The 23,964-nt window shown below is 62.0% G+C and carries 30 protein-coding genes and 2 pseudogenes; 20 read left to right on the top strand and 12 right to left on the bottom strand.

What is annotated here, in order from left to right:
• The 3 genes from HZZ16_RS12640 to HZZ16_RS12630 form a co-directional block, all read left to right on the top strand.
• A partial coding sequence (locus HZZ16_RS12640) for a transposase domain-containing protein (RefSeq protein WP_197948773.1) occupies positions 1-284 on the top strand: 284 nt, incomplete at its 5' end.
• Positions 285-980: 696 nt separating this feature from the next.
• Positions 981-2,054, top strand: coding sequence for a hypothetical protein (locus tag HZZ16_RS12635; RefSeq protein ID WP_197948772.1), 1,074 nt, complete (start codon positions 981-983; stop codon positions 2,052-2,054).
• Between the two features lie 335 nt (positions 2,055-2,389).
• Positions 2,390-2,983: a MarR family transcriptional regulator gene (locus HZZ16_RS12630; RefSeq protein WP_210342439.1), complete on the top strand. Its 594-nt coding sequence runs from the start codon at positions 2,390-2,392 to the stop codon at positions 2,981-2,983.
• Positions 2,984-3,164: 181 nt separating this feature from the next.
• Here HZZ16_RS12630 and HZZ16_RS12625 read toward each other — a convergent pair whose 3' ends face one another.
• The 3 genes from HZZ16_RS12625 to HZZ16_RS38130 are packed head-to-tail and all read right to left on the bottom strand — an operon-like array spanning position 3,165 to position 4,303.
• Positions 3,165-3,335 carry a hypothetical protein gene (locus tag HZZ16_RS12625; RefSeq protein ID WP_197948771.1) on the bottom strand — a complete coding sequence of 57 codons (171 nt, stop codon included), beginning with the start codon at positions 3,333-3,335 and terminating at the stop codon, positions 3,165-3,167.
• A 57-nt stretch (positions 3,336-3,392) separates the two neighbouring features.
• Complete coding sequence (locus tag HZZ16_RS12620; RefSeq protein ID WP_197948770.1) at positions 3,393-3,710, bottom strand: hypothetical protein; 318 nt, start codon at positions 3,708-3,710, stop codon at positions 3,393-3,395.
• Positions 3,711-3,733: 23 nt separating this feature from the next.
• Entirely contained in the window at positions 3,734-4,303 is a 570-nt protein-coding gene (locus tag HZZ16_RS38130) for a DUF1236 domain-containing protein (RefSeq protein WP_311974130.1), read from the bottom strand.
• Positions 4,304-4,517: 214 nt separating this feature from the next.
• Here HZZ16_RS38130 and HZZ16_RS38125 point away from each other — a divergent pair, with 214 nt between their 5' ends.
• A complete protein-coding gene (locus HZZ16_RS38125; protein WP_311974129.1) occupies positions 4,518-4,976 on the top strand; it encodes a hypothetical protein in 459 nt (152 codons plus the stop codon).
• Between the two features lie 121 nt (positions 4,977-5,097).
• Here the strand turns inward: HZZ16_RS38125 and HZZ16_RS12610 are convergent, their stop codons facing one another.
• On the bottom strand, positions 5,098-5,358 hold the full coding sequence (locus HZZ16_RS12610; protein WP_197948769.1) for a hypothetical protein: 261 nt from the start codon (positions 5,356-5,358) through the stop codon (positions 5,098-5,100).
• A gap of 262 nt (positions 5,359-5,620) precedes the next feature.
• Between HZZ16_RS12610 and rocF the strand changes: the two genes are divergently transcribed.
• A complete protein-coding gene (gene rocF, locus HZZ16_RS12605) occupies positions 5,621-6,598 on the top strand; it encodes an arginase (RefSeq protein ID WP_197948768.1) in 978 nt (325 codons plus the stop codon).
• 166 nt (positions 6,599-6,764) lie between these two features.
• Positions 6,765-7,043: a hypothetical protein gene (locus tag HZZ16_RS12600; protein WP_197948767.1), complete on the top strand. Its 279-nt coding sequence runs from the start codon at positions 6,765-6,767 to the stop codon at positions 7,041-7,043.
• Positions 7,044-7,101: 58 nt separating this feature from the next.
• On the opposite strand, the gene HZZ16_RS12595 is transcribed toward HZZ16_RS12600, so the two are convergent.
• From HZZ16_RS12595 to HZZ16_RS12580, 4 genes are all read right to left on the bottom strand, one after another.
• Positions 7,102-8,316, bottom strand: coding sequence for a mandelate racemase/muconate lactonizing enzyme family protein (locus HZZ16_RS12595; protein WP_197948766.1), 1,215 nt, complete (start codon positions 8,314-8,316; stop codon positions 7,102-7,104).
• 138 nt (positions 8,317-8,454) lie between these two features.
• Positions 8,455-9,741, bottom strand: a complete 1,287-nt coding sequence (locus HZZ16_RS12590) for an NRAMP family divalent metal transporter (RefSeq protein ID WP_197948765.1) — start codon at positions 9,739-9,741, stop codon at positions 8,455-8,457.
• A gap of 221 nt (positions 9,742-9,962) precedes the next feature.
• Positions 9,963-10,148, bottom strand: a complete 186-nt coding sequence (locus HZZ16_RS12585) for a hypothetical protein (RefSeq protein ID WP_197948764.1) — start codon at positions 10,146-10,148, stop codon at positions 9,963-9,965.
• Positions 10,149-10,429: 281 nt separating this feature from the next.
• A complete protein-coding gene (locus HZZ16_RS12580) occupies positions 10,430-10,627 on the bottom strand; it encodes a hypothetical protein (protein WP_197948763.1) in 198 nt (65 codons plus the stop codon).
• 128 nt (positions 10,628-10,755) lie between these two features.
• Between HZZ16_RS12580 and HZZ16_RS12575 the strand changes: the two genes are divergently transcribed.
• From HZZ16_RS12575 to HZZ16_RS12560, 4 genes are all read left to right on the top strand, one after another.
• The gene (locus HZZ16_RS12575) at positions 10,756-10,983 is read left to right on the top strand and encodes a hypothetical protein (protein ID WP_197948762.1); all 228 of its coding nucleotides are present in this window, start codon (positions 10,756-10,758) and stop codon (positions 10,981-10,983) included.
• A 197-nt stretch (positions 10,984-11,180) separates the two neighbouring features.
• Positions 11,181-11,372 (top strand): Myb-like DNA-binding domain-containing protein, encoded by a 192-nt coding sequence (locus HZZ16_RS12570; RefSeq protein ID WP_197948761.1) that lies wholly within the window; start codon positions 11,181-11,183, stop codon positions 11,370-11,372.
• Between the two features lie 328 nt (positions 11,373-11,700).
• A complete protein-coding gene (locus HZZ16_RS12565) occupies positions 11,701-11,949 on the top strand; it encodes a hypothetical protein (protein WP_172785459.1) in 249 nt (82 codons plus the stop codon).
• 166 nt (positions 11,950-12,115) lie between these two features.
• Complete coding sequence (locus HZZ16_RS12560) at positions 12,116-12,343, top strand: DUF6894 family protein (RefSeq protein WP_376707567.1); 228 nt, start codon at positions 12,116-12,118, stop codon at positions 12,341-12,343.
• Here HZZ16_RS12560 and HZZ16_RS12555 read toward each other — a convergent pair.
• Complete coding sequence (locus HZZ16_RS12555; protein WP_197948760.1) at positions 12,337-12,561, bottom strand: hypothetical protein; 225 nt, start codon at positions 12,559-12,561, stop codon at positions 12,337-12,339. The two genes, HZZ16_RS12560 and HZZ16_RS12555, sit on opposite strands and share 7 nt — an antisense overlap.
• On the bottom strand, positions 12,558-12,758 hold the full coding sequence (locus HZZ16_RS12550) for a hypothetical protein (RefSeq protein WP_197948759.1): 201 nt from the start codon (positions 12,756-12,758) through the stop codon (positions 12,558-12,560). The genes HZZ16_RS12555 and HZZ16_RS12550 overlap by 4 nt, the downstream gene beginning before the upstream one ends.
• Before the next feature lie 334 nt (positions 12,759-13,092).
• On the opposite strand from HZZ16_RS12550, the gene HZZ16_RS12545 reads away from it, so the two are divergent.
• The 5 genes from HZZ16_RS12545 to HZZ16_RS12525 all read left to right on the top strand — a co-directional run bounded on the left by HZZ16_RS12545 (position 13,093) and on the right by HZZ16_RS12525 (position 17,346).
• Positions 13,093-13,266: a hypothetical protein gene (locus HZZ16_RS12545; protein WP_197948758.1), complete on the top strand. Its 174-nt coding sequence runs from the start codon at positions 13,093-13,095 to the stop codon at positions 13,264-13,266.
• 502 nt (positions 13,267-13,768) lie between these two features.
• Entirely contained in the window at positions 13,769-14,545 is a 777-nt protein-coding gene (locus tag HZZ16_RS12540) for a DUF4261 domain-containing protein (RefSeq protein WP_197948757.1), read from the top strand.
• Entirely contained in the window at positions 14,545-14,748 is a 204-nt protein-coding gene (locus tag HZZ16_RS12535) for a hypothetical protein (protein ID WP_197948756.1), read from the top strand. The genes HZZ16_RS12540 and HZZ16_RS12535 overlap by 1 nt, the downstream gene beginning before the upstream one ends.
• A gap of 43 nt (positions 14,749-14,791) precedes the next feature.
• The gene (locus HZZ16_RS12530; protein ID WP_197948755.1) at positions 14,792-15,412 is read left to right on the top strand and encodes an imm11 family protein; all 621 of its coding nucleotides are present in this window, start codon (positions 14,792-14,794) and stop codon (positions 15,410-15,412) included.
• Between the two features lie 356 nt (positions 15,413-15,768).
• On the top strand, positions 15,769-17,346 hold the full coding sequence (locus HZZ16_RS12525; RefSeq protein WP_197948754.1) for a hypothetical protein: 1,578 nt from the start codon (positions 15,769-15,771) through the stop codon (positions 17,344-17,346).
• Positions 17,347-17,484: 138 nt separating this feature from the next.
• On the opposite strand, the gene HZZ16_RS12520 is transcribed toward HZZ16_RS12525, so the two are convergent.
• Positions 17,485-19,005, bottom strand: coding sequence for an FAD-dependent monooxygenase (locus HZZ16_RS12520; RefSeq protein WP_197948753.1), 1,521 nt, complete (start codon positions 19,003-19,005; stop codon positions 17,485-17,487).
• 194 nt (positions 19,006-19,199) lie between these two features.
• Positions 19,200-19,415 carry a hypothetical protein gene (locus HZZ16_RS12515; RefSeq protein ID WP_197948752.1) on the bottom strand — a complete coding sequence of 72 codons (216 nt, stop codon included), beginning with the start codon at positions 19,413-19,415 and terminating at the stop codon, positions 19,200-19,202.
• A 594-nt stretch (positions 19,416-20,009) separates the two neighbouring features.
• Here HZZ16_RS12515 and HZZ16_RS12510 point away from each other — a divergent pair.
• From HZZ16_RS12510 to HZZ16_RS12495, 5 genes and pseudogenes are all read left to right on the top strand, one after another.
• Positions 20,010-20,396, top strand: coding sequence for a hypothetical protein (locus HZZ16_RS12510; RefSeq protein ID WP_376707566.1), 387 nt, complete (start codon positions 20,010-20,012; stop codon positions 20,394-20,396).
• Between the two features lie 114 nt (positions 20,397-20,510).
• Positions 20,511-20,966 (top strand): annotated as a pseudogene (locus HZZ16_RS12505) (phage terminase large subunit); the annotation flags it as partial.
• Positions 20,967-21,158 (top strand): annotated as a pseudogene (locus HZZ16_RS38275) (GNAT family N-acetyltransferase); the annotation flags it as partial. It lies immediately after the preceding pseudogene.
• 178 nt (positions 21,159-21,336) lie between these two features.
• On the top strand, positions 21,337-22,605 hold the full coding sequence (locus HZZ16_RS12500) for a CaiB/BaiF CoA transferase family protein (RefSeq protein ID WP_197948750.1): 1,269 nt from the start codon (positions 21,337-21,339) through the stop codon (positions 22,603-22,605).
• 149 nt (positions 22,606-22,754) lie between these two features.
• The gene (locus HZZ16_RS12495) at positions 22,755-23,960 is read left to right on the top strand and encodes an acyl-CoA dehydrogenase family protein (protein WP_376707565.1); all 1,206 of its coding nucleotides are present in this window, start codon (positions 22,755-22,757) and stop codon (positions 23,958-23,960) included.
• The last annotated feature ends 4 nt before the right edge of the window (positions 23,961-23,964 follow it).

Below are 23,964 nucleotides of genomic sequence, written 5' to 3'. Positions count from 1 at the left end.
TCATCGATGACGGCCGCATCGAACTCGACAACAACACGGTCGAACGATCGATCCGCGGCATCAAGCTCAGCCGCAAAAACGCGCTGTTTGCTGGATCTGACGGTGGCGCGGAACATTGGGCTGTTATCGCGTCCTTGGTCGAGACCTGTAAGATCAACGACGTCGATCCGCTCGCCTATCTCACCGATGTCCTGACCAGGATCGTCAACGGGCATCCAAACCGCGACATCGACCAGCTACTGCCCTGGTCCTACCGCGCTCAAGCCCTCAAAGCCGTGGCTTGAAAACGACGCTTACGCATGAAATCGATGTTACGGCTGTGAAGCATCCCAATCCAAGGAAGCATCGGTACATTCGGCGACTCCATTGGAGTCCCGATCGTGCAGGCACTGTATGGATGCTGGTGTTAGCATTTATTGCCGTCGCCATCTTTGCGACGGTTGTCATTTATTACCCATTTCTGCCGCAGCGGAACTCCAATGCGGGCTTTGGACCGGATTGGGATTGCACGCCTCACCCCAGCGGGGAGCCCACTTGCACCAAGAAGATCGGGCGGTAAGCCGCCGAAACGGGGAGGCGTCCCACTGAACTTCCGCCTCGGGCCAAAACGACAGTTCGGGCGCGAGCCGGTCACGTCCGGTCTACCCAAAACACCAGACATAGCGCTGCACCACGACAATCTACGCGATCGGCCATAAGCTGCCATTGAAGACCAATGCACATTTACTCGATCCTGACCGGCGTTCTTCCCGATGTCCTAAAGTCTATCTTGGTTAAAAGGCAGGAGAGGCAGCGAAATGCTACGGGCACCAATCACTTCTCGCTTCTACCGTTGTCGCGGGCTCTGCCTTCACACTTGGGTCGTCGCGACCTTCGCAATCATGATGGCCTCCGCTCCACTGCAGGCTTCAACAGCACCAAAAACCTCAGCGTGCGGGTACCTCACTGGTCTAATTGATAAGGCACCGCCATCAGGGCCGTTGTTCCTGCCCAGCTATCCGACCGTCGAACCGGGGCCTCTGCATGGCGCCGCCTACCTCTATGACAATGCGGTAGCGGCCATCGCATTGGTCGGTTGCGGTGAGCAAGACAAAGCGTATCGGATTGGCTCGGCGATACTCTGGGCCATCGACAACGACCGCACCTGGCATGATGGACGGCTCAGGAACGCTTACGCCGCGGGTTTGGTGGCGAATGGGACCGTAAAACTTCCAGGTTGGTGGGACAATACTCAGAACAAATGGTTAGAGGATCGATATCAGGTGGGCAGCGATGTTGGTAACATGGCATGGGCCATATTGGCGTTGCTGTCGATTGATGTGAACACCGGCTCTCGATTCCGCGATGGTGCCGCACGGCTTGGCGCCTGGGTCGCGCAATGGGCCGATACGCGCGGTACTGGCGGTTTCACGGGCGGTACGTTTGGGCACGAGCCGACGCCGGAAGTGCGGACATGGAAATCGACTGAACATAATACTGACCTCGCCGCCGCGTTTGGCCTTCTTGCCATCCGTACAGGCGATTCGCGCTGGCGCGATAAGGCAATGGTTGCTGAGTACTTCGTAAATACAATGTGGGATCCGGGGTGCGCCTGTTTCGCCGCAGGGACCGCTGAAGACGGTGTCACGCATAATCCGATTTTGGCTCTGGATGCCCAGATCTGGCCTTTAACAGCGCTTCACGGAGCGGCCGGGAAATTTGCATCGGCAATGACGACAGCCGAACAGCGAATGAGTGTTGGCGGAGGCTTTTCTTACGGTGAAGACCGGGACGGTGTGTGGACCGAAGGGACGGGCCAAATGGCTCTGTTGATGAAATTGCTCGGCAGGACTGAGAGGGCAGAATCGTTGATCGCTATCATCGAATCCCAGAGGTCGCCCGATGGTGGGGTCTATGCGACGACTGTCCGCGCGTTACCGACGGGGTTCGTGTTGGACACCGATCCGACCAAGCCGCGACACTATTTCCGATTGTCGCATCTTGGCGCAGCTTCGTGGGCTGCCCTCGCGGAACGTGGGTTCAATCCCTTTACGATGACAAAAGGACTTCCCTAGCTGAGCCGCAGTGCTTCTCGTCTCGGCCGTTTCGGTCTGTTTTGATTTCGATATGTCCGCAAAGGGTCAAAGGCTGCATTGGAAGGCCGGCATGGTCCTATTCAGGTCACCGACTTCGGGACGCACCGAGCGACGGTCAGCCAGGGGTGCCATGGCTGAACTGCCGCGCCGTAGGCGGTAACCCCCGTCAGCTTCATGTAAGCGATGGCCTATTGCAGATGATCGTCAACGTGGCCGCACAAGTGCTGATTGTAAACCTTCGTATGTAGATTTCGTTTTCTTCGTGCGCTGCTGGCTCTGATCGGTGTATTGCCAGAGCATACGCGAGGACGAGGATGATCACGGCAGCACAGGAAGCAGTCGACCTGTTAATTCAAGCCGCGGGCAGTTGGCAGTTTGACGATGCTTTCAACGGATTGCGTGATCGAGAGTGGATGGCGCTGCGCTTTCTCGCGCGTGCAAACAGATTCTCGCGGACACCTTCCGCATTAGCCCAGTTTGTCGGCACAACTCGTGCTACCGCTTCTCAGACAGTCAAGCGTCTCGAAGACAAGGGCTACCTTCAGCGCCGAAATTCTGATCAAGACAAGCGCTCGGTAATTCTCGATGTAACTCCGCGAGGAGAAAAACTGCTCCTGAGCGACCCTATCACACAGCTCGTTCACGCCATTGCTGCGCTTGAACGTGGCGCAAACAACTTTCGAGATTCGCTTCGCCAAATATTGGAGCAACTCGACGCGCGCCGGGATCGTCACCATGCGGATGTTTGCAGAAAGTGCATCTTCCTAAGTGAGGCGGCCTCCAGCCCTGCGAGCACAAGGCGGGCTGAATATACGTGCAGATTCTTTCGTGCAAATGTCGGCGCATCCGAAATCGATCTTCTGTGCTTCAATTTCGAGCGTAGAGAGAGCGGCACCGTCCCCGGCTAGTGAAGTCGGCGCGCACGGCCCCGGAGGAACGTTAGCGCGAATGCCAAGTTTTCCTGGAGCCCCTGCCCCGAGGGGCGACCCCGAACTAGCCCCAGCTCAAAGCCCTCAGCCCCCGAGTTGGGGCCTTCATTCGCCAGAAGCGCCGTAAAACGAATGCTTCGATGAACGTTGGCCCGACGAGCTATTCGTCTGCTCCCGAAGTCGCTGAATCGTGGCCGCCAAGCAGCTTCAGCGCGGTCTCGATCTTGGCGAGGAGCGCTTGGATTTCGGCGCTCTCGTTCGAGCCGGGATCGCTCTCGAGCCGCGCCAGCAACTGCTCCTTCTGAGCCAGGAGCTTCGCAACAGCAGACATCAGATCACCTTGACGGAATTGTCGAAAGGGCCGCTCTGTGAGCGGCCCTTTCCTCGTTCACCAGCTCCGGGTGCCGAAGCTGAAGCCGATGCTCGGGCCACCGCCGTAGTAGCCGTAGCCGCGGTCGTAATAGCCCGGCGCCCCATAGTAGCCGTAGCTGCGGCGCACCACGTATCCGTCATCGGCATCATAGTAACGCTGAACGTAGCGAGGTCCGCGGGTACGGTAGCAACGTCCATATTCGTTGCAGACCAGACGGACCTGGTCGATGGCGGAGGCTTCCGTCGAACCGATGGCGGTCGGATTGAGCGGAGCGGCGACTGCCGCCGATCCCAGCAACGCCGCGGCCACGGCACCAAGTACGATTGTCTTCATGGTCGTTTCTCCTCGATGTGAACTCAATCAATCTCTTCGATGATGCGACGATCGCCCGGTGCGACGATGTAGGTGCGGCTGTCGCGGTTGATGTACCGGTATTCACGCAGTGCCGGGGCTTCGCGATAGACCTCCTCGGGGAAAGCCTCGATCTCCACGCCCTCGGGGACGCGCTCGCCGGTGCGGATCTCGGTCCGGACCGAGCTGCCGGTGGTCACCCGCTTCTCGCGTTCGACCGGGCGCGCCTTGGCGTGCTTGCGAACGACTTCCCGATCGCGGTCGGTGAACGTCGCCTTGCGCTGCTCCGCGCGTGCCGGCGCGGCGGCCGTCGAACGGCCGGAATAGGGCAGGACCGTCACGACCTTGTAGGTCGACGGCTCCACGATCACGATCTCGTCCTTCACCAGCACGAAGTTGTAGCCGCGGTACTGCGGCACGATCTCGACCACCTCGGCCGGCAGGGGCTGCAGGCGGACATCGCGCGGGACGACCGTACCCACCGACAGGGAGAAGTTCACGTTCGTGAGCGGCTGGACGTTCAGGTGCGAAATCGACGCGCTGATGCGGGCCCGCTGCTGGTCGTTGATGTTCACGGCTGCGTTCACGTTGGTGTTCGACGAACGATCTGCCGTGTTCTGCTGAGTGGTGGGCTGCTGGGCGGTGTTGGTCGATCCGCTACCCGACGGCGATTGCGCCTGGTTGGTGCTTGAGGACGGCGGGTTGGCGCTCTGCGTCTGGTTGTTCGTGTTCGAAGGCGGATTCGTCTGCGCCTGGTTGGAAGGCGCCGTGCTCTGGTTGGACGGCTGATTGGTCTGGGCCTGGTTCGCCGAATTGTTCGCAGCCGGCGCCTGCGTGGTGTTGGTCCCGGTACCGGCATTGGACGACGGCGCAGACTGGGTCTGGGCCGAGTTCGTCGACGGATTGGTCTGTGCGGACCCCGAAGGCGAATTGGAGGACGGGATCGACGTCGAGGACGACGGCGCCGTCGAGGTGGAATCCTGCTGGCGTTGCGTTGCCGAAGGATTGGAGCTCGACGTGCTCGGAGAGGACTGTGCGAAAGCCGACGTCGCGATCGCGACTGCAGCGGTCGTGGCCAAGAATAAACGCTTGTTCATTGATAACTCCAAAATGCGGACGCCGATCAACCCGGAATGTGGGTCGCGGTTCTACTTCGGGAAAACTTGGCAATGTGCGATCGGTTTCTTCCGGAAGCCGGAGAATTTCTGCTGTCGCGAAATGGCACGTCCGCTTTCTCGCCGCCACTGACTACTTAGGAGCACTGAGGCGGTCCTCCGGGCGGGCCGTTTTTCCTTCCGCCCGGCAGTCGCGAGCCCGGTGCGTCCCGATGGAGGACGTTCTCACCGAGAGCGGCGGTTGCCGAACGTCGCTACCGCCGGCGCGCGACCGCGACGCCAAACAGGAAGGCGACGAACAGGCTCGCAAGCGGTGCTTCGCGCGTGATCGCGGAAACCGTCGCGAGTGCCCCGCCGGGCTTGCGCGATTCCTCGACTGCGGAGGTCAGACGGTCGACCGCTGCGTGCAGGCCTCCGGCGACTTCCCCGATGGTACGGGAGACGTCCGCGGCCGTATCGATGGCACGCTCGGCCATGCCGGGTTGGGACGTGGATTCCGGTATCTCCGTGCTCAAGGGCGCGACCTCCAGGCGTGTTGATGGAAGCCGGCACCTTTGGCTATCCGCGCGAGCGCTCGTTTTGAACAGCGGGTTCTCATGACCTTTGGCTATCCGCGACAGGCGCCGTGATTGACGGCGGGTGCCGGCCTTGGATCAGCAATTCAGCGCAGGGAATTTTGTTCCGGATGATGTGCCGGCCGGGTGCAAGCTCTCCGGGAAACGACGGGTGCGAATCTCTGTTAGGCTGGGTGAACCTTGCTGACGTCAGGAGACAGCCGTGACCGACCGGACCATGACGGATCGACCCCGGCGAATCGCCTTGCTCGGCGCTCCCATCGACATGGGGGCTTCGCAACGCGGCACCTTGATGGGACCTGCGGCGCTGCGCACCGCCGGCCTTGCGACGTTGCTCGAAAGCCTTGATTTCGAGGTCGTCGATTATGGCGATCTGTCCGTAGCCGAGGTCGGGGACCTCACCGACAGGCCGCCCGAAAAGGCCAATCACTACCGCGAAATCCAGCGCTGGACCCGCGTCCTCAGCCGCCGAGGCTATGAGATCGCGACATCAGGTGCGCTGCCGATCTTTCTCGGGGGCGATCACACGCTGTCAATGGGGTCGGTCAATGCCATGGCGCGGCATTGGCAGGAGCGTGGTCGCGACCTGTTCGTGCTGTGGCTCGACGCTCATGCCGACTACAACACGCCCGAGACGACGATCACCGCGAACATGCACGGCATGTCGGCCGCGTTCTTGTGTGGCGAGCCCGGGCTCGACGGCCTGCTCGGCGAGGACCCACGCGCCTCGATTCTCCCGGACAAACTCGACCTGTTCGGCGCGCGTTCGATCGACAAGCTCGAGAAGGAGCTGATGCGCTCGCGCCGGATCAGGATCGTCGACATGCGCCAGATCGACGAGTTCGGCGTCGCCGTCCTGATCCGCCGCGTCATCGAACGGGTCAAGGCGAGGAATGGCGTGCTGCATGTCAGCTTCGACGTCGATTTCCTCGATCCCTGCGTGGCGCCGGGCGTCGGCACCACCGTGCCGGGTGGTGCCACGTATCGCGAGGCGCACCTGATCATGGAGCTGCTGCACGATTCCGGCGTCGTCGGATCGGTCGACATCGTCGAGCTCAATCCGTTCCTGGACGAACGCGGCCGGACCGCGCGCACGGCGGTCGAGCTGATCGGCAGCCTGTTCGGTCAGCAGATCACCGACCGGCCGACGCCGAGCAATGCCATCGCGCCGGGCGAGTGACGCGGCGCATTCAAACTCTGAAGCGCGCTGGTCGAGAAATCGTGCGATGGAACTCGGCTGAAGGCTTGGGGCGCGCCCCGCAGGCTTGGAACCTGCTCGTGGGAAGCGCGGAACCGGGGTGGGCTCGAGTGGGTTAACCTGCGATAGGAGAATTGCGGATCCCTCGATGACAAATGGTCACTTCGCGTATTCCATCTCCCACGCGCTCCGCCATCCCGGCGTGGTCGCTTTGATCGTGGCGGGCGTGACGATTGCGGCCATGCTGATCGTCGACCACGGCCCGTGGAGCCGGGCCAAGACACAGCCGGCCCATGTCGCGATGTATGCGACCACGGGCGAAGCGGCACGGGCCGCCGGCGCCCTGGTGCTCCCGACCAATCCGAAATCGCCGATCGAGCCGCAGCGGCCGAAGACCTCTCCGACCGTCAATCCCGTGACGCCCTAAAGCGCGATGCGATTAGGATGAACCGTCATCGCACTTTAGCGGATCGTGCTCTAGCTTCTCAGCTCTTGCGACCGTAGTTGAGGAGGCCGCCACTCGTCTTCGGCGGATGGGCCCGCAAGGCTTCCTCGTTCGGCTCGGTGCCCCAGCCAGGCCGGTTCGGAATGATGAGATGGCCGTTCTCGATCTCCGGCTCGTGCGTGAACAGCTCGCGGTCCCAGGACAGGCGATCGATGTCGATCTCCATGATGCGCAGGTTCGGCACCGCGGCGCAAAAATGCGCGTTCATCATCGAGCAGAGATGGCCGTAGAAATTGTGCGGGGCGACGTTGACCTCGAAGGCTTCGGCCGCCGCGGCGATCTTCATCGACTGCCAGACGCCGTTCCAGGGCGTGTCGATGATCGCGACGTCCATAGCCTGCGCGTGGAAATAGGGCAGGAATTCGCGCAAGGAGAGCAGCGTCTCGCAGGATGAGATCGGGTGCGGGCTCTGCTTGCGAATATAGCCGAGCGCTTCCGGGTTGAAGCTGTCGATCTCGACCCAGAACATGTCGAGGTCGGCAATGGTGCGCAGGATCTTCAAGTATCCTTCGGTCTTGGCGTTGAAATTGCAGTCGAGCAGAATGTCGACTTCGGGGCCGGCACCGTCGCGGATCGCTTCCAGATGCATGTGCAGGTCGCGCAGGATCTTGCGGTCGACGTTGATCTCGGGCGCGAAGGGCGAGCCGAAGCCGGGGCGCCAGCCGGTCGGCTTGCCCCCGTCGTAGGAGAAGATGTTGGTCTTGAGCGCGGTGAACTTCTTCTCGCGCACCTCGCGTCCCATCGCCTTGACGCCGTCGAGAGTTTCGATCGCCGGCTTGTACCAGGACGGGTGGTTGATGCGCCACGTGGCGCAATGCGACCAGTACACCCTGACACGATCGCGGATCTTGCCGCCGAGCAGCTCATAGCAGGGAATGCCGAGCGATTTCGCCTTGGCATCGAGCAGCGCATTCTCGATCGCTCCTAACGCTTGCGCCACCACGCCGCCGGCCGCAGGACGCGTCGCCGCGAACAATTCGGCAAAGATGCGCTCGTGCTGGAAGACGTTCTGCCCGATGACCCGTGCCGAGAGGCGCTGGATCGCCGCCTCGACGCCAGGTGAGCCAAAGCCTTCGTCGAATTCGCTCCAGCCGACGACGCCGTCCTCGGTCGTCAGCTTGACGAAATGATAGTTTCTCCAGCCGGCATCGCAGGCGAGGATCTCGAGGCTTGTTGCTTTTGAAGATTTGGTCATGTCGCTCCCTGTCACCCGGCCGGGCTTTTCTTGTCGCCCGATCTTAAGCCGGGCCCGGACCGCATTGTTAAGCCAAGCGGAGGGCGGCGGGAAGATGCAGGGATGCGGCGCGGCAGCGCGTCCGAAGCAGGCCTCGCGTCAGCCGATCACCGACGAGCCGAGCAAGGCGAGAACGGCGAGCGCCATCAGTGCGGTGCCGAGCCAGCCCAGCGCAATCAGCCAGGAGCGGGCCCTGAAGCGGCCCATGATGGTCCGGTTCGAGACGATCAGCATCATCATCGCCATAATGGGGACGGCGACGATGCCGTTGAGCACCGCGCTCCACACCAGCATGCGGATCGAGTCGATGCCGGTGAAGCCGAGGCCGAAGCCGATCAGGGTTGCCGCGGCGATGATGGTGTAGAAGCCGGCCGCTTCGTCCGGCTTGGCCTCCAGCGTGGCGCGCCAGCCGAAGATTTCGGCAACGCCGTAGGCCGCCGAGCCGGCCAGCACGGGAATCGCGAGCAGGCCCGTGCCGATGATGCCGGTCGCAAACAGGGCGAAGGTGAAATCGCCGGCGAGCGGCCGCAGCGCTTCGGCCGCCTCCGTCGCCGAGCCGATATTGGTGACGCCGTTGGCGTGCAGAACCGATGCAGTGGTCAGGATGATGAAGAAGGCGATGCCGTTCGAGAGCAGCATGCCGGAGATGGTGTCCGTCTTGATGCGGTCGAGCTCGTGGCGTCCGCCGCGGTTGAGCTGGCGAAGCGGCTTGTCGCGCTCGCCCTGGTTCATCTCCTCGACCTCCTGCGAGGCCTGCCAGAAGAACAGATAGGGGCTGATGGTGGTGCCGAGCACGGCCACGACCATCAGGAGATAGTCTGCGCTGACGTTCGCCTTCGGCCAGACCGCGGCGAGCAGCGCCGTGCTCCAGGGAATCTGCACCGTGAAGGCGGTGGCGACATAGGCGAACAGCGCCAGCGTGAGGAATTTCAGCACCGGCGAATAGCGGCGATAGGGTACGAACACCTGCAGCAGGGTCGAGCCGGCCGCGAAGATCAGCGCGTGCTCGTGGTTGAGGCCGCCGATAACAAGGGAGAGCGCCTCCGCCATCGCGGCGATATCGGCCGCGATGTTGAACGTGTTCGCGGCGACCAGCATGAAGACAAGCGCCAGCACCGCCCAGCGCGGCGCGACGCGCATGACGTTGGCGGCGAGGCCCTTGCCGGTGACGCGGCCGATCTGCGCGCTGACGAGCTGGATCGCAATCATGAACGGCGTGGTCAGAAACGCCGTCCACAACAGACCGTAGCCGAATTGCGCGCCGGCTTGCGAATAGGTGGCGATGCCCGACGGATCGTCGTCGGCCGCTCCGGTGACGAGGCCGGGTCCCAGCCGTTGCAGCAGCGAAGGCGCGGGTTTCGTCGGGGTGATGGCGCTTTCGCTCATGAACGGGCTCGAACGGGTGCGGACGTCGTCTTTAGCAAATGCGAATCGAGGAACATAAGTTCCCGCCGGCGCGGGCCGGCTTCTTATTTTCGAAAATGCCCAGTGAGTTTGCGCCGTCGGGCAAAACAGGTTTAGAGTGCCATCATCCCGCAGTTCTCGCCGTCACCAACGCCCGCAAGGCTTTGCGCGCAGCGGACCGAAAGATGCTCGGGAGAAAGCGGTTACTTGATGCTGACGAACATGCCCCACGCCGCAGCCAGCGCCGCGCCGGTGAAGAGAACCACCGGGTTGTCGCAGAACGTGCCGCCGTAGCTGCACACGTTCGCGCCGAATTGCCCGAGCTCATGACGGCTCGCGGAATAGAACAGTCCCGACAGCACCAGCAATGCAGCGGCGACGTAGTACATTGGAGATATCTCCGGCTTGCCCCCATCCAGGCGACATGTCCCAGCATGAGGCGAAGAGATTTCACTTCGCCCAATCCGCTTTGCAGCATTTGAGATAAAGTTGACCCGTCGGGCAAAACACTGGCAAGATGGCACCATCGACGCGTGCCGGCGTGATGGCTGGTCGTCGACATCAAAGGCCCCGCATCGCGGGGCCTTTGTCGTATCGGTGCTTTGTCGTGTCGGAGCTCGTGGTGGAGCCTCTGCTGCGAGGTGCTGCTCTATCGCCGCGAGCCCGATGCCTACTTTGAAGATTGCACCGACTCGGCCTGACCCTTGGTGGGCTCCCACGGCGCCGGAAGGATGACGCGGATGGGGCGGGCTTCGGTGGCGCTTTGAACCACAGTTGCGGCCTGATCCTTGACAGGCTTAGCCAGCGCGACGCTCATCAGCGCAACCAGCAGCGCCAGGGAAGTTGTCACCAGCCGCACGTCCAGCATCGAAGCCTCCTGTTTGCGCACCAACGCAATCCGCCGGGATTGGTTCGGGAAACGGGCGGGAACAAGTGGCAATTTGTCGGGTTTGTAGAACACACGCCTGGATGACCGGGCTGCTGGAGGAGGACACGATGAATATCAAAGCGATCATTGCCGCCGTCGTGCTGACGTCGATTGCGTCTCCCGCGTTCGCGCAAACGTTCTACGTGGTGCAGGACGTCAAGACCAAGAAGTGCACCATCACCGAGTCGAAGCCGACGACCACGGAAACGACAGTCGTCAGCGGCGACACCGTGTACAAGACCAGGGCGGAAGCCGAGGCCGGCATGAAGACCGTCAAGGTCTGCACCTCGAACTGATGCACTGAGCAAACGTCTCGTCGAGCCTGCGCTCGAACAAAGCCCGCGCGGAGCGATCCGCCGCGGGCTTAATTTTTGCAAAGTTCAGGTCACCAAACCGCTGTTAGTGTCGGTTCGCCACGCGCGACCAGATAGGAACTTGGTCCGTCCCGGCCGATTGTCGTCGCACTTGAATGACGGGTGGGGCCACTCCAACCATGCAATCACGCTATCCCTTGCTGAAGCGGTGGACGGCGGACGAGCATGAGCGGCTGAAAGCGCTGGCCGAAGCCGGACGCCGGCCCGACGAGATTGCTGCAGAGCTCAACCGGAGCGAAGCGGCGGTGCGGGTGCGGGCCTGGCAGCACGGCATCGCGCTAGGCACCGGCATCTCGAAGCGCGGCAAATAGCGCGCGCTGGCGCGTGGACCCGTCAATGCTCGGTCAGCGGGTCGATGTCTGCTTCACCCTCGAGAGGGATTGCCACATCGATTTGGCGTTCAATTGTGTACACAAGTCGGCGCAAGGCCCGCTGACGAAACACGGCTGAAACAGTGCTGAAACCAAATCGTCCTGAACTCGGCGCCCGCCGGCCCCGACCAACGAAGCGAAACGGAGAGACAATCATGATCCAGATCGGTTCGAAGGAAGAAGTCGCGCTGCTGCTGGCGCTGTTCGGCACCCATACCCAGAAGGTCGAGCGGCCGAAGCCGAAATCGCAGCAAAGGTGACAGACGCCATGCCCGGTTTGGCCGAATGCCAGAGCCTGCTCAGGCTCCTGATCGCCAGGGGCGATCCCAAGGCCATCCCGCTTGCCAAGGGCGCCATCGACCAGTTCCTGAACACGGCACCGGTGAGCATGCGCGGGCGCGGCCTGCGCGTGCTGCAGCGCGATGCACTCGACCAGCACGATGCCGCGGTCGGCGTGCAGCGCTCGTTCGCCGAGACGGTGGACGCATACATCGAACGCAAGCTTGCGGAGGAGTAGCTGACGGGCGGCTGGCCGGATCGCGGCCCTCTTGTTCCCGGAACCCATTGATCCCAGGGGAATTTTTCGGTCCCCTTGAGAAACCTTTGCCCGTCCTCTGAACTATTAGGGCAGAGGATTACGGTCATGACGCGATATTACTTCGACCTTCGCGACGACAAGGGGATTGCGCTGGACGAGGAGGGACTGGAATTGTCCGGGCCGCGCGGTCCAGGCCGAGGCGGCCAAGTCGGTTGCCGACTTTGCGCGCGATGCGATGCTCTCGGCGCGGCTCACCGGCGACCGGCAGGAGATGGCAATCGAGGTTCGCGACGAGCGCGGCCCCGTGATGCAGGTGAAGTTCAATTTCCAGATCGAAGATCTCAGGTCGCGGCCGCAATCACGCGGTCATTGACGCGTCAGCGTCGGCCGGGACGGTTCAAGCTCTGGCGGGCACACTTGCTCGGAGTCCAGCACGGCGATCTTTCGGCCGAGCTGCCAGACCTCGACCTTGCCGAGCCGCGTGAACCGCTTCGCAAAATCCAGGGCGGAGGAATCGGACGGAGCTTCGAAGGCTTCGGCGGAGCGGAAGACGCCGTTCTCGCCGATGAGATAAGCGCGATATTGCATCATGTCGGCGCCCTCAGGCCGGGCGAGCGCAGCCAGGCGTCGATCTGCATCGCGGTCTCGTCCTGACGCGCCCGGCGCAGCAGCATGTCGCGGCGGTGCCCCGGCGTTAGCGTGCGCGCTTCGTCGCGGCAGCGCGCCGCCTCGTCCGCGAGTCTTTCACTCAATGTCATCGTTTGCTTGAACCGACGCCGCTTCAACATCGGGCTGCTCCGCGTTTGAGAAAGGGCGGGAGCGCAACTGGCGTTCTCGATCACCGATCGATGCCACGGGCCTTGCGGTGATGTATTTAGCCTACGCCTCCGGCGGCGGAGAGTCACATCATTTGATATGTCGCGCATATTAAATTTTCGAGCGCGATTTCAGCGCGTTGAGCCACTTACTCATGTTGAGTGCGTCAGCGAGACGTAAGTTCACTTTGGAACGAAAGCGACTTCAGGTGGTTTGCAAGACATCACCGGCCAAGGCTTTGTCCGTAGGCGTCGGTGGCTGAGAGACCGAGCGTGCTCCCGCCTGCAAAGCAAGGGGAGCCGCACCATGCCGGTGTTTTGGCCGTTGCCTGTCGAACAGGATCAGAATGAATATATGCGCCAAATCGTGCGCGAATGCCGCGAGCTGTTGAAGCAGCCGTTGCCCGACACGTTTCTGGGACGCAAGACGTACGAGCCTTTCCCTGCCGAGACTGACACTACGCCGAACGAGAAGGGTTGAGCGTCGGCGCAACAGCGATGGTCGGGAAAAGGCCTGATTGCAGCGTGTGGGTTTGCGCGGCGCGGTCACGGATCGCGTGGGCAATCGAGCGCTGGTGCGTCGATGTCTTTGGAGGTCTGCCGGTGTTTCATTGTACGGATGAATTCGAGCACTAGTCTCCCAAGCTTCTTGAGCGTGTCCAGCAGCACTTGCACCGCCCGAAATGGCTTTGACACGTCGGGCAAAACACAGGCAGAATGACATAATGGAGATGGAATCCGATAACGCCCGCGGCGATCGTGCGGGCCTTATTTTTTGGATCCTATAACGCCTCGCATTCGGAGGCGCGGTGATCGGCCAACACGAAGTGCCGCTCTTGCACTGACCCACATTCAATCCGGAAGGGCGTCGCTGGTGAAAGAGTGCAGAATGTTTGTTGACATTGTTCTCTATTTGTTCCATTGGAAGGTTCTACCTGTGAGCGAGGCTTGGGGTCTCGCCCGAAGCGTTGGCGGGGCAGTTCATGAGTAACTCGTTTATTACTTTTGTGTTGCTGGACAGACCGGTCACGCCCGACATGTCCGCTGTCGCGAAGATCCTTCGCGCGCGACATCCGGATTTGATGACGGAGCCCAACGATCCTGGCGAGCGACAGGTCCAAGCAAGCTCGCCGCTCCTTCGCTGCGGCAACCGGCTTGTTGCCGTCATGCCGATGCCATCCCCGATACCGGACGATGCCGGTCTGTGGACGCGCGCTGCCACGATATGGCCGGAGGGCAAGGCGGTGGCCGTCCGGCATCGCGGTCACCTGGTCGTCTCGGCGCTGGCAAAGAACGAGAGTCCTCTCGTCGCCGCGCGCGTCACCACCGCGGTGGTCGGCGCGTTGATCGCCGCCTTGCCGGAATGTTGTGGCGTGGTTTGGGACGGCCGGGTGGCGCGACCGTCCGGCCTTTGGCAGGAAGAGTCGAGCCGCTCCTTTGCACCGTTTCCCCGTTATCCGTTTACACTGTGGGTCGACATTCTTCCGTTCCGGTCAGGCGCGAAGATCGGAATGATTACCGTGGGATTGTCTGCGTTTGTGGGCCGCGAGATCGAATTCGTGACCGGTGAGCTCGCGTTTCCGGCCTTGTTCGAGAAGGTGGCAGGACTTTCCGCGTATCTGATCGAGCACGGAAACGTGGTGAAGGACGGCGATACGATCGGAGCAAGCTCGAGCGAGCGGATCCAGGTGCGTCACAGGGATTTCGGCGCGTTTGGTGGGCTGCCGGTGTTTTACTGTGTGGATGAGGTCGGGCACTGATGGTGGCGCGCGACTTGCAGCCAGATTCATTGGTCGAGATCGATCGTTTGACACGTCGGGCAAAACACCGGCAGAATGGCATCATCGAAAAAGGCCGATCAAGCTCGCGGGAAGCCGTGGGCTTTATTTTTGCGCGGAAGCCGCGTTCCACCTGTAAGGCAATGGCGCGCAAAGAAATCGGCTTGAGGACTTCAAAGCTCTGAGAAGCGCGTGGGCCGAACGAATAGGCCAAAGGAGCGACAAACGATGCCCGTGTCAGGTATTGAAGCGCGAAAGAAAAAGTCGTCAAAGTTATACAAGTTCGAACGGGATAGAGTTAGCACGTCGCCGGGTTGGAACATGGAAAATTTCGACGCCTTGGGCGTTGGCCCCGTGCTGTATTCACCACGAGGCAAGCGAAGCTTTCCTCCGCTCTTAGAAACGCCGCGGCTGCTGATCGCCAGATCTCTCGGGCGGCCGCCGGCCGACTGGGAGCCATTTCACGACTTTTGGCTCGTGTCCGATCGGATGAAAAACGTTCTCGAGTCGGTGGACAGAGAGGGGGTTGCTTTTCTGAGATGCGAAACGCGGTCGTTGAGGGGCGAAGCACCGGTATATTGGCTCTGCGACATCGTCCGTGAACTCGATGTCATCGATGAGGAGAAGTCGAACTTCAAAGTCCTGGACGATGGGACTGATTTCAGGCAGTACGACCGCATGGCATCGGATTCCAGGTTCGTCTTTCGCGAAGATGTCATCGGTTCGGCTCATATCTTCCGAGCCCGCTTTTTGTACAAAGTTGTTTGTGATCAAGCAATGAAGGACGCCTGTAAGGCTGCCGGTCTGAAAGGCCTAAGATTTGGAAACCCTTACGTCAATTGGGGTTAACCCCAGCCGTAGCTTTCTTGCACTGAGATAGGTCGATAGTCTCCTGAGACTCGATGATCTTTCAACGCAGGTGAAATCGCCCGCGTCCGAAGATGCTTGCGCGTTCTCTGTGCGGGGAACTCCCCCGATCTTCGTAATGTAGCGAACCCTCCGCTGTCCCGAAGCCTTTCGGCAGATGCCGACGACGGCAGCAGCTTCGTGCCACACGTCCTCCCGGCCCGACCCGAACGACGCGACCTGCAAATCCAGAGGCCAGCCTCCCTCGCTGCTGGCCATCCAAACAGCATTCAAACCAGAACGCCGGCTGCAATTCAGGAGCAGCGCGGATGCCGGCGTACGGCAGGAGCCGCATTCTCATGTTTCAAAATCACCACATTCTGCTTCAGCATTTCGCCGACCACCCAGTCATCCGCTTTTTACGTGGACGGTTTGAAGTTGACGCAATTCGAAACCGTATGAATTTGCCCTCCGCACAATCGGTGGCAGCCGATCTGAGTGCGAGCCCTCATACTGGAGGCCATCTCGGGACGTATTATAAGGGGTTCGGCGACTACCTGGAGATGGTTCAAAAATCTGCGAGGTACGCGGCGGCTCTCGCGGGTGATCCGCATGAGCTCGATGAGCTCGTTTCGGACGTGAACGCATTTGTCGCGGCTGCCAAATACGCGCTGGCGAACGGTCATCTGTTTGCCAATACTCCTACGGGAATGTCCCCCGAAAACGCAAATGCGGTGAACAAGCAATGGTTCGATAACTGGAGAATATATGCCGCCGATCATCAAACGCAGATCCAGGAGATGCAGGAGACAGTGGACCAATTCCTCGCTGCCGGTCGCGCGGACGCGGCCTTGGGCGTTCCGCTTCTCTTTCCGACCAGCGGTCTCAGCATGGCAGAGAGGATCGAAATCCTGAAGCGTTCGCCGAAAGGCTCTCCTATTTCGCTGCAATTTACTAACGTCGGGCCTGTCCCCGATCTTCCGGGCCTCGTGCCGCCCTTCGTCAATACGCGTTTGCCAGGCTTTATTCCGCCTCCGCTTGAGGAAATCAATGAACCGGAAGGATTTACGCCTAGCAATCCGCTTATCACGTACGGGTTGCCGGGATTTCCGGCGACCAATCCTCAAGGCTTTGGACAACTACCTCCTACTACTGGGGTGGCCGAGGATCCTTTAGTGCTCAAGTTTGATCCAGCAACTGGTTGGCCACTTCCATTCTCCGAACGCTCCCCGATATTGGACCCGGGCGCTCCGTCTCACGCCACGCCGCCCGCTGGCCTCTACATGGGAGCAGGACTTGCCGCAGCTGCGGTGTTGGCGCCACAATTCTCGCCTCTCTGGGCTCGGATAGGGGTTATTGGGCTAGCTGCTAGCGCACCGACGCTAGCAACTGCTGGGACTGGCGACGGAGGAGTGTTCTCCACCGGAGCGCCCAGATATGATCCATTCAATCGCGACCAGACGAGCAGCTATGTTGGCGGCTTAGATGCGGGCCCTTGGTCGAACGAAGATGCCAAAACGACCGCAACGCCCTTAATGATGGACCGCGGCGGAAATCAGGACGAGACCTCTGAGGGACCGGCTCAGCAGCCGCAAACACTTCCCGGAGACTCGCGCTTAAGCGGATCAGTCGCGCCCGAAGATGTCCGGCGTCTCGCCCGTGTGAACGAGACGAATGCGGGCAACGTGTTCACGACGGGCACCGCGCCAGTCCCGTATCTGCCATCTACTGAGTTCGACGGGCGGTTTGGCTATTGGACCGCCCCGACCGCCGGCGGCCAGCAGCCGCAACCGAGGAGGCCGATCGGCGTGTTTGCAGACGAGCCGAGCTACTTCATTCCTCCACCGATCTTCGGAGTGGACGGCCCTGTCAATTCGCACAGTGACAGTGAGGAATGGTTCTCGCGCTGGATACGGCCTTTGCTTCGGTCCGAATGACATCTGTGGCGGAGCGAGAGCCTTCATTTGACACGTCGGGCAAAACACTGGCAGAATGGCATTATCGAAGAATTCGCCAACAAGCCCGCGGGTCTACCGCGGGCTTGTTAGTTTTGGCGGCGCAGAGACGTTCGTGCGTCACGCGCCACCCGGCCCGAACCACCGCGTCAACGCCTCCTCAAGCCCGCGCTGGCTCTCCTCGCCCACCCAGGCCACATGGCCATCGGGCCGCACCAGTACGGCGCTCGGCGCCGCGACCGCTCCGATGGCTGGAAGCTGCCAGGGGCCGTCGCAATCGGCATCGACAATCGCGAGGCGATCCGCCCAGGGCGCGATGTCGATGCTGCCCGGCTTGCCGAAATTGAGCAGCACGCCGCGCGCGCCGTGCAGCAGCGTGAACATTCGCGGCTTCTGTCCGTCGACCACGAGATCGAGATCGGGCATGCGGCGGCCGAGCAGCGCGTGGCCTTCGCCGAGACCGTAAGCGATGTCGAGCCCGCTCATCATCGCGCCAAGGCGCCGGCGCGGCTCGTCCATGGCGAGCAACTCGGCGATCACCTCGCGCGCGGCCCTGCGGCCGTCGTCGCCGCGGCGGAGCAGGGCGATCTGCGCCATGGTGTTTTTCAGCACGCGCGCGGCCACGGGATGGCGCTCGCTGTGATAGGTGTCGAGCAGGTTTTCGGGCGAGATGCGCTTCACCACCTGCGCCAGCTTCCAGCCGAGATTGACCGCGTCCTGCACACCGAGGTTGAGGCCCTGGCCGCCCACGGAATGATGAATGTGCGCGGCATCGCCGGCGAGCAGCACGCGGCCCCTGCGATAGGATGCGGCCTGCCGCGCCGCGTCGGTGAAGCGGGAGATCCATGCGGGATTTTTCACACCGAAATCGGTGCCGTAGACGGCTTTGAGCGCCGCGCTGAGATCGCTTAAAGAGGGCTCGCCGTCGTGTGCGAGATTTGCCTCCGTCAGCACGACCAGCACGCGCCCGCTCTCGGTCTTGCTGAGGCCGTGGAAGCCGAGCGCGTCGTGGCGCAGGCCGAAGGCCGGCGCCTCGCGCATCTCGACCTCAGCCATGAGGTTGCTGAGCGTCGGCTCCGAGCCGGGGAAGTCGATGCCGGCGCTCTTGCGCACCAGGCTGCGGCCGCCGTCGCAGCCGACCAGATAAAGTGCGCGCAGGCGCTCGCCGCCGGACAGCGTGACCTCGACGCCGCTCGCGTCTTCGGCAAAGCCCGTCACCTCGCGGCTCCGATAGATCGGCACCGCGAGCTCGGCGGCCCATTCGGCGAGGAGGCGCTCGATGTGGTTCTGCCGCAGCGCGAGCCCGTAAGGATGGCGGGTGGGGAGATCGCCGATGTCGAGCCTGGTCCAGGCGAAGCCGGCGAGCTGGGTGATCTGCCCTTCGCGCAGGAAGCGACCCGCGATGCCGCGCTGATCGAGGATCTCGATGCTGCGCGCGTGCAGTCCGCCGGCGCGCGTCTCGGCGATGTCCTGGCTCGCGCGCCGTTCGACGATTGCGACGTCGACATGCGCCAGCGCGAGCTCGGCGGCCAGCATCAGGCCGGTCGGGCCGGCGCCGGCGATGATGACAGCATGATCGGCGCTCGCGCCGGCGCGATGCGCCGCGTGGCCCAGGCGGGACCTTGGAAGCAATACAGGCATGTCGCGACCCCCTCGATGGCGTTGGCTGGGTCACGGCTTCTACGGCAGGGGCGGGGGCTTGAAGCAAGCCCCTTGCGCACCACATATCAAGCTGGGAGGAAGGGCTTGCCCTTTTCCGCGTTGGCCGCGTTGACGCGTCGGGCAAAACACCGGCAGAATGGCATCATCGAGATGTGCGCCGCTGATGCGGCCGCCTAATCGTCCTTCGCCAAATCGCTGGGTTGTGTGGGCAGATCGATGCTGCCGCCTTCGCCATGCGCGAGATTGCGGCCATCATCCTCCGTCTCGTCGGCGTCTTCGACGACCGCTCGCGGCGTGGCGTGTTCCTTGTCGATGCGCGGCTTTGAGAGCGGACGATTTCGCGACGTGTTGCTTGGCGATGTGCCGGGTGAGGGTGTCTTGATGGTCATGACCGGTCGCTCCTGATTGTCCAACGCGGCTTGTGCGAATTCGTTCGTTTGACACGTCGGGCAAAACACTGGCAGAATGGCATCATCGAAAAGAGTATGATCGAGCCCGCGCGGAGCAGTCTGCGGCGGGCTTTTTCCTGTGCGCTTCTCATGTTCGTTTCGCGCGATGCGTATCACGCAAAACACGAGGTTTGACACGTCGGGCAAAACACCGGCATCATGTCATCATCGAGACGAGTTTGGTTCACCCGCGCGGGACAAAATCCGCTGCGGGTTTTTTCGTTCTCGATTTCGGAATCGGACGGCGGCGGCGCATTGCGGCCACGCACTCGCTTGAATAACGCCGATCGGCGCGCCGTCGTCCGAACCTATTGCTGGCCGTGCACGCGCGAACGTGCCGGCCCGCGGCGCCGGGCATTTGCCTGCGCCGCTGCGGTCTCCGGGTTCAACGGAGATAGGGTTCGCGCCCGAAACGATCGCGCCTCGCCGCGCGATCTGCCGCGCATTTTCGTGACAAGGAGAGATGATGACCGCCTACCTGATATCGCTGGCCGTCGCGGGCCTCGTTGCCATCGTGCTGTGGGAGATGTTTTCGTGAGCGAAGACATCATCGCATGTGAGCCCGAGCCTGCGCCAGCCCGCTTGCCCGCGCGTGCGAAGACGTCGCGGGCGCGCAACCTGACCGAAATCCGCTCGCTCGCGCGCAGCCACACCCGAACCGCCATCAGGGTGCTCGTCGGCATCATGCGCAGCGAAGATGCGACGCCGGCGGCGCGCGTCTCGGCCGCCAACGCCATCCTCGATCGCGGCTGGGGCAAGGCCGCACAGCCGGTCGAGAACGGCCAGGACGGAGTGCTGGAATTGATTCACCGGATCGAGCGCATCATCGTGCATCCGCCGAGCTCGACTGGCGGTGATGCCGTCACGACGCTCGAGATGGCGGAGATTCCGACCTGCAATCGCGCCTCGATTGACCATTGACCCGTCGGGCAAAACACTGGCAGAATGGCATCATCGACAGAAGTTGGTATTGCCCGCGCGGATGAAATCCGTCGCGGGTTTTTCGTTTGATGCCTTTGCGAACGAGGGCATCCGGTGTCGATTCTGAAAATTCCGACGGCCAAGATCTTCGAGCCGCTGCTGAAACCTGCGCGCTACAAAGGCGTTTACGGGGGACGCGGCTCGGGTAAATCGCATTTCTTCGGCGAGCTCCTGGTCGAGACCTGCCAGGCCGAGCGCGGCACGCTCGCGGTCTGCATCCGAGAGGCGCAGCGTACGCTGGCGCAATCGTCGAAGCGCTTGATCGAAGGCAAGATCGCAAGCCTCGGGCTCGGACATGGCTTCAAGTTGTTCAGCGACAAGATCGAGACGCCCGGAGGCGGGCTGATCATCTTCCGCGGGCTTCAGGATCACACGGCCGACTCGATCAAATCGCTGGAAGGGTTTCGCATCGCCTGGATCGACGAGGCGCAATCCTTGAGCGCGCGCAGCCTCGCGCTGCTGCGGCCGACGATCCGGGCCAAGGACTCCGAGCTCTGGGCAAGCTGGAACGGCCTTCAGCGCAGATTGATGCGTGTGGTCGAGGCGAGGGCGCGGCGTATGGGATGGGACAGCATCGTCTCCGATACGACCGACAACCCGGTTTCGGCGAACAACTTCATTCAGGCGGGCTATCGGCTGTTCGAGCCCGAGACCCCCTGGGCTTGGGCGCATACGCTCTATTGGCGGAAGTGGCTGCACTGAGCAGGTTTGCCGCCGCACGGAACGCGCTAGGACCCGGCAGCCCCAGGGCTGCCGGGTCCTTTTTGCGTATTGAAGCGATGTCGGCGTGGGACTTGCGAAGTCGGCAGCGCCGGGCTTTAAGTTTGCTCTTGCAGAAAAATTCGGCGGCCATAAGCCGATGTAAGGGAGAGCGCGATCGATGCCCACCAAGCCTCAATTGCCGGTACGTGCCTCGCAAGGGACGGGAGGACCGACCGCGCTCGATGGTCTATTGGTCGTCGATTTCACGCGCGTGGTCGCCGGCCCTGCCTGCACCCAGACGCTCGCCGACTACGGTGCGCGTGTCATCAAGATCGAGAATCCCGATGGCGGCGATGATACGCGCGCCTATGAGCACGCCGAGATCGGAGGCGAGAGCGCCGCCTTTCTCAGCCTGAATCGCAACAAGCGCGGCATCGCGCTCGATCTTGCCGTGCCCGAGGCGCGCGAGATCGCGCTGGAACTGATCCGCAAGGCAGATGTGGTCGTGGAGAATTTTTCGAGCGGGGTCATGAAGAAATTCGGGCTGGACTATGAATCGGTCGCGCCGCTCAACCCGCGGCTGGTCTATTGCTCGATCTCCGCCTACGGACGCAGCGGACCATTTGCCTCGCGGCCAGGCTTCGATCCCATCACGCAGGCGGAAAGCGGCTTCATGTCGCTCAACGGATTTGCCGACGGCCCGGCGGTTCGCACTGGCCCGCCCATCGTCGACATCGCGACGGGGATGTCTGCCTGTAACGCCATCCTGCTGGCGCTACTGGCGCGGGAGCGGCTCGGCCGGGGGCAGCATGTCGAAGTTGCCCTGTTCGACGTCGCGATGGGAATGACCGGTTTCTACGGCATGGCCTATCTCATCAACGGCGAAAACCCCGGCCGTTTCGGCAATTCGCCGAGCGGGTCTCCCACCGTCGGCGTCTACGAGGCTTCTGACGGGCCGCTCTACATGGCCTGCGCCAACGACCGGCTCTATCGCCGGCTTGTGGTCGAGGTGCTGAATCGCCCCGATCTCATCACCGATCCGCGGTTTGCGACGCGTAAAGCTCGTTCGGAGAACAAGGAGCTGCTGCGGGCAGCCATTGCCGAAGTCTTCGCGAGCGATACTCTCGAGAACTGGATGGCGAAGATGAAGCTTGCCAATATTCCGGTCGGCTATCTCAGGACGGTCGAGGAGGGCTTCAATGCCCCTGAGGCTCGCGAGCGCCATCGCTTGAACCGGATTCCGCATCCGACAGCCGAGTGGGTGCCCAACATCGAGCCGCCGATTACGATGAGCCTGACCGGCACGATCGATCCTGTCGCGGCACCCCTGTTGGGCGAGCATACCGAAGACGTCTTGCGAAATATCCTCAGGTACGACGAACGCCGGATCAAGGAATTTGCCCAGAAGGGTGCTTTTGGCTCCGGCAAGACCTCTACGCCGGTGTGAGCCTAAGGAGGTCCCAGGCACAGGGCATTGGCGCAGGGTGGGGATCGATGCGTCGCAATGCGGGCTGCATCGGCTTGATTTGGCGGAGGGGCGGCCGCATAAGTATGTGAAATCGAGGGACACGAATGGCGCCGGATCGAAAGCCGAGCATGAGGCGGTCTACCGGGCCGGAGGCCGGAGAGGGCGCCTATGCGGCCATGATCGCGAAGGCCCGGAGCCTCCTTCCGCGACTACGTGAGCGGGCGGCAAGGACGGAGGAGCTGCGGCATCTGCCCTCGGAAACCGAGACAGATCTTCATGAGGCCGGCCTGTTCCGGATGCTCCAGCCGGCCCGGATTGGTGGCGCTGAGCTCGACTATGTCGCTCTCGTCGATTGCGCTGAGCTGCTCGGGCAGGCGGATGCGTCGGTCGCCTGGAATCTCGCCAATCTGGCGAGCCATCATTGGATGCTCGGCATGTTCGAGCGACGGGCGCAGGATCTGGTCTGGGGCCGCAATCCGGATACTTTGATCGCGTCCTCGTTCATTTTTCCCGCCGGACGCGCCACGCGGGTCAAGGGCGGATACCAGTTGCATGGCAGCTGGCCATTCTCCTCGGGCGTTGCCTCCTGCGAATGGAATATGCTTGCGAGCGTGGTCTATTCCGACGACGATGCCGACGGCATCGAGTATCGAATCTTTCTACTACCGAGCGGCGATTACAAGGTGCTGGACACCTGGAATGTCGCCGGACTGCGCGGGACAGGATCTTGCGACGTCGAGGTCAGGGATGCCTTCGTGGCTGACCATATGACGGTCGCCGTGGGGGACCTCTCAGGTGGCCCGACGCCGGGAAGCGCGGTCAATCCGAATCCTCTGTACACGCTGCCTGTCTTCTCACTATTTCCTTACGTCCTCTCCGGTGTCGCACTGGGGAATGCACAGGCGTGCCTTGACGATTACACGGAGGTCGCACGTCATCGTATTTCGACCTACAACCGCGCCAAGCTGAGCGATTTTCAAAGCACGCAAATCAAGATTGCCGAGGCCTCGGCCAAGATCGACGCTGCGCGCCTGGTCATGCGATCGGTCTGTCTCGATGCAATGGAGGACGCACAGCGCGGCCATATTCCTGACATGGCGACCAAGACCAGATATCGCCGCGACGGATCCTTTTCCGTGAACTTGTGCACGGACGCGGTCTCGATGCTGTTTGCCGCGAGCGGCGCGCGTGGTCTGTTCACGAGCGGCGTGTTGCAGCGGCAGTTCCGCGATGCGCACGCGATCAACTCACATCTCGCGTTCAACTTCGATGCGGCCGGGACCAACTACGGACGGGTGGCGCTCGGCCTACCCTCCGAGAATCTCACGCTGTGAGGCC

Origin of the sequence: Bradyrhizobium glycinis, from assembly GCF_016031655.1 — a bacterium.
Classification (GTDB): Bacteria; Pseudomonadota; Alphaproteobacteria; order Rhizobiales; family Xanthobacteraceae; genus Bradyrhizobium; species Bradyrhizobium glycinis.
Note: the sequence above shows the minus strand (reverse complement) of the source record. Positions and strands in the feature narration are given on the sequence as shown.

Coding starts and splice junctions, on each gene's coding strand:
- HZZ16_RS12630 (WP_210342439.1), top strand. CDS start 2,390: ATGATCACGGCAGCACAGGAAGCAGTCGACCTGTTAATTCAAGCCGCG.
- HZZ16_RS12625 (WP_197948771.1), bottom strand. CDS start 3,335: ATGTCTGCTGTTGCGAAGCTCCTGGCTCAGAAGGAGCAGTTGCTGGCG.
- HZZ16_RS12620 (WP_197948770.1), bottom strand. CDS start 3,710: ATGAAGACAATCGTACTTGGTGCCGTGGCCGCGGCGTTGCTGGGATCG.
- HZZ16_RS12600 (WP_197948767.1), top strand. CDS start 6,765: ATGACAAATGGTCACTTCGCGTATTCCATCTCCCACGCGCTCCGCCAT.
- HZZ16_RS12595 (WP_197948766.1), bottom strand. CDS start 8,316: ATGACCAAATCTTCAAAAGCAACAAGCCTCGAGATCCTCGCCTGCGAT.
- HZZ16_RS12590 (WP_197948765.1), bottom strand. CDS start 9,741: ATGAGCGAAAGCGCCATCACCCCGACGAAACCCGCGCCTTCGCTGCTG.
- HZZ16_RS12585 (WP_197948764.1), bottom strand. CDS start 10,148: ATGTACTACGTCGCCGCTGCATTGCTGGTGCTGTCGGGACTGTTCTAT.
- HZZ16_RS12580 (WP_197948763.1), bottom strand. CDS start 10,627: ATGCTGGACGTGCGGCTGGTGACAACTTCCCTGGCGCTGCTGGTTGCG.
- HZZ16_RS12575 (WP_197948762.1), top strand. CDS start 10,756: ATGAATATCAAAGCGATCATTGCCGCCGTCGTGCTGACGTCGATTGCG.
- HZZ16_RS12570 (WP_197948761.1), top strand. CDS start 11,181: ATGCAATCACGCTATCCCTTGCTGAAGCGGTGGACGGCGGACGAGCAT.
- HZZ16_RS12565 (WP_172785459.1), top strand. CDS start 11,701: ATGCCCGGTTTGGCCGAATGCCAGAGCCTGCTCAGGCTCCTGATCGCC.
- HZZ16_RS12555 (WP_197948760.1), bottom strand. CDS start 12,561: ATGATGCAATATCGCGCTTATCTCATCGGCGAGAACGGCGTCTTCCGC.
- HZZ16_RS12550 (WP_197948759.1), bottom strand. CDS start 12,758: ATGTTGAAGCGGCGTCGGTTCAAGCAAACGATGACATTGAGTGAAAGA.
- HZZ16_RS12545 (WP_197948758.1), top strand. CDS start 13,093: ATGCCGGTGTTTTGGCCGTTGCCTGTCGAACAGGATCAGAATGAATAT.
- HZZ16_RS12540 (WP_197948757.1), top strand. CDS start 13,769: ATGAGTAACTCGTTTATTACTTTTGTGTTGCTGGACAGACCGGTCACG.
- HZZ16_RS12535 (WP_197948756.1), top strand. CDS start 14,545: ATGGTGGCGCGCGACTTGCAGCCAGATTCATTGGTCGAGATCGATCGT.
- HZZ16_RS12530 (WP_197948755.1), top strand. CDS start 14,792: ATGCCCGTGTCAGGTATTGAAGCGCGAAAGAAAAAGTCGTCAAAGTTA.
- HZZ16_RS12525 (WP_197948754.1), top strand. CDS start 15,769: ATGTTTCAAAATCACCACATTCTGCTTCAGCATTTCGCCGACCACCCA.
- HZZ16_RS12520 (WP_197948753.1), bottom strand. CDS start 19,005: ATGCCTGTATTGCTTCCAAGGTCCCGCCTGGGCCACGCGGCGCATCGC.
- HZZ16_RS12515 (WP_197948752.1), bottom strand. CDS start 19,415: ATGACCATCAAGACACCCTCACCCGGCACATCGCCAAGCAACACGTCG.
- HZZ16_RS12500 (WP_197948750.1), top strand. CDS start 21,337: ATGCCCACCAAGCCTCAATTGCCGGTACGTGCCTCGCAAGGGACGGGA.
- HZZ16_RS12495 (WP_376707565.1), top strand. CDS start 22,755: ATGAGGCGGTCTACCGGGCCGGAGGCCGGAGAGGGCGCCTATGCGGCC.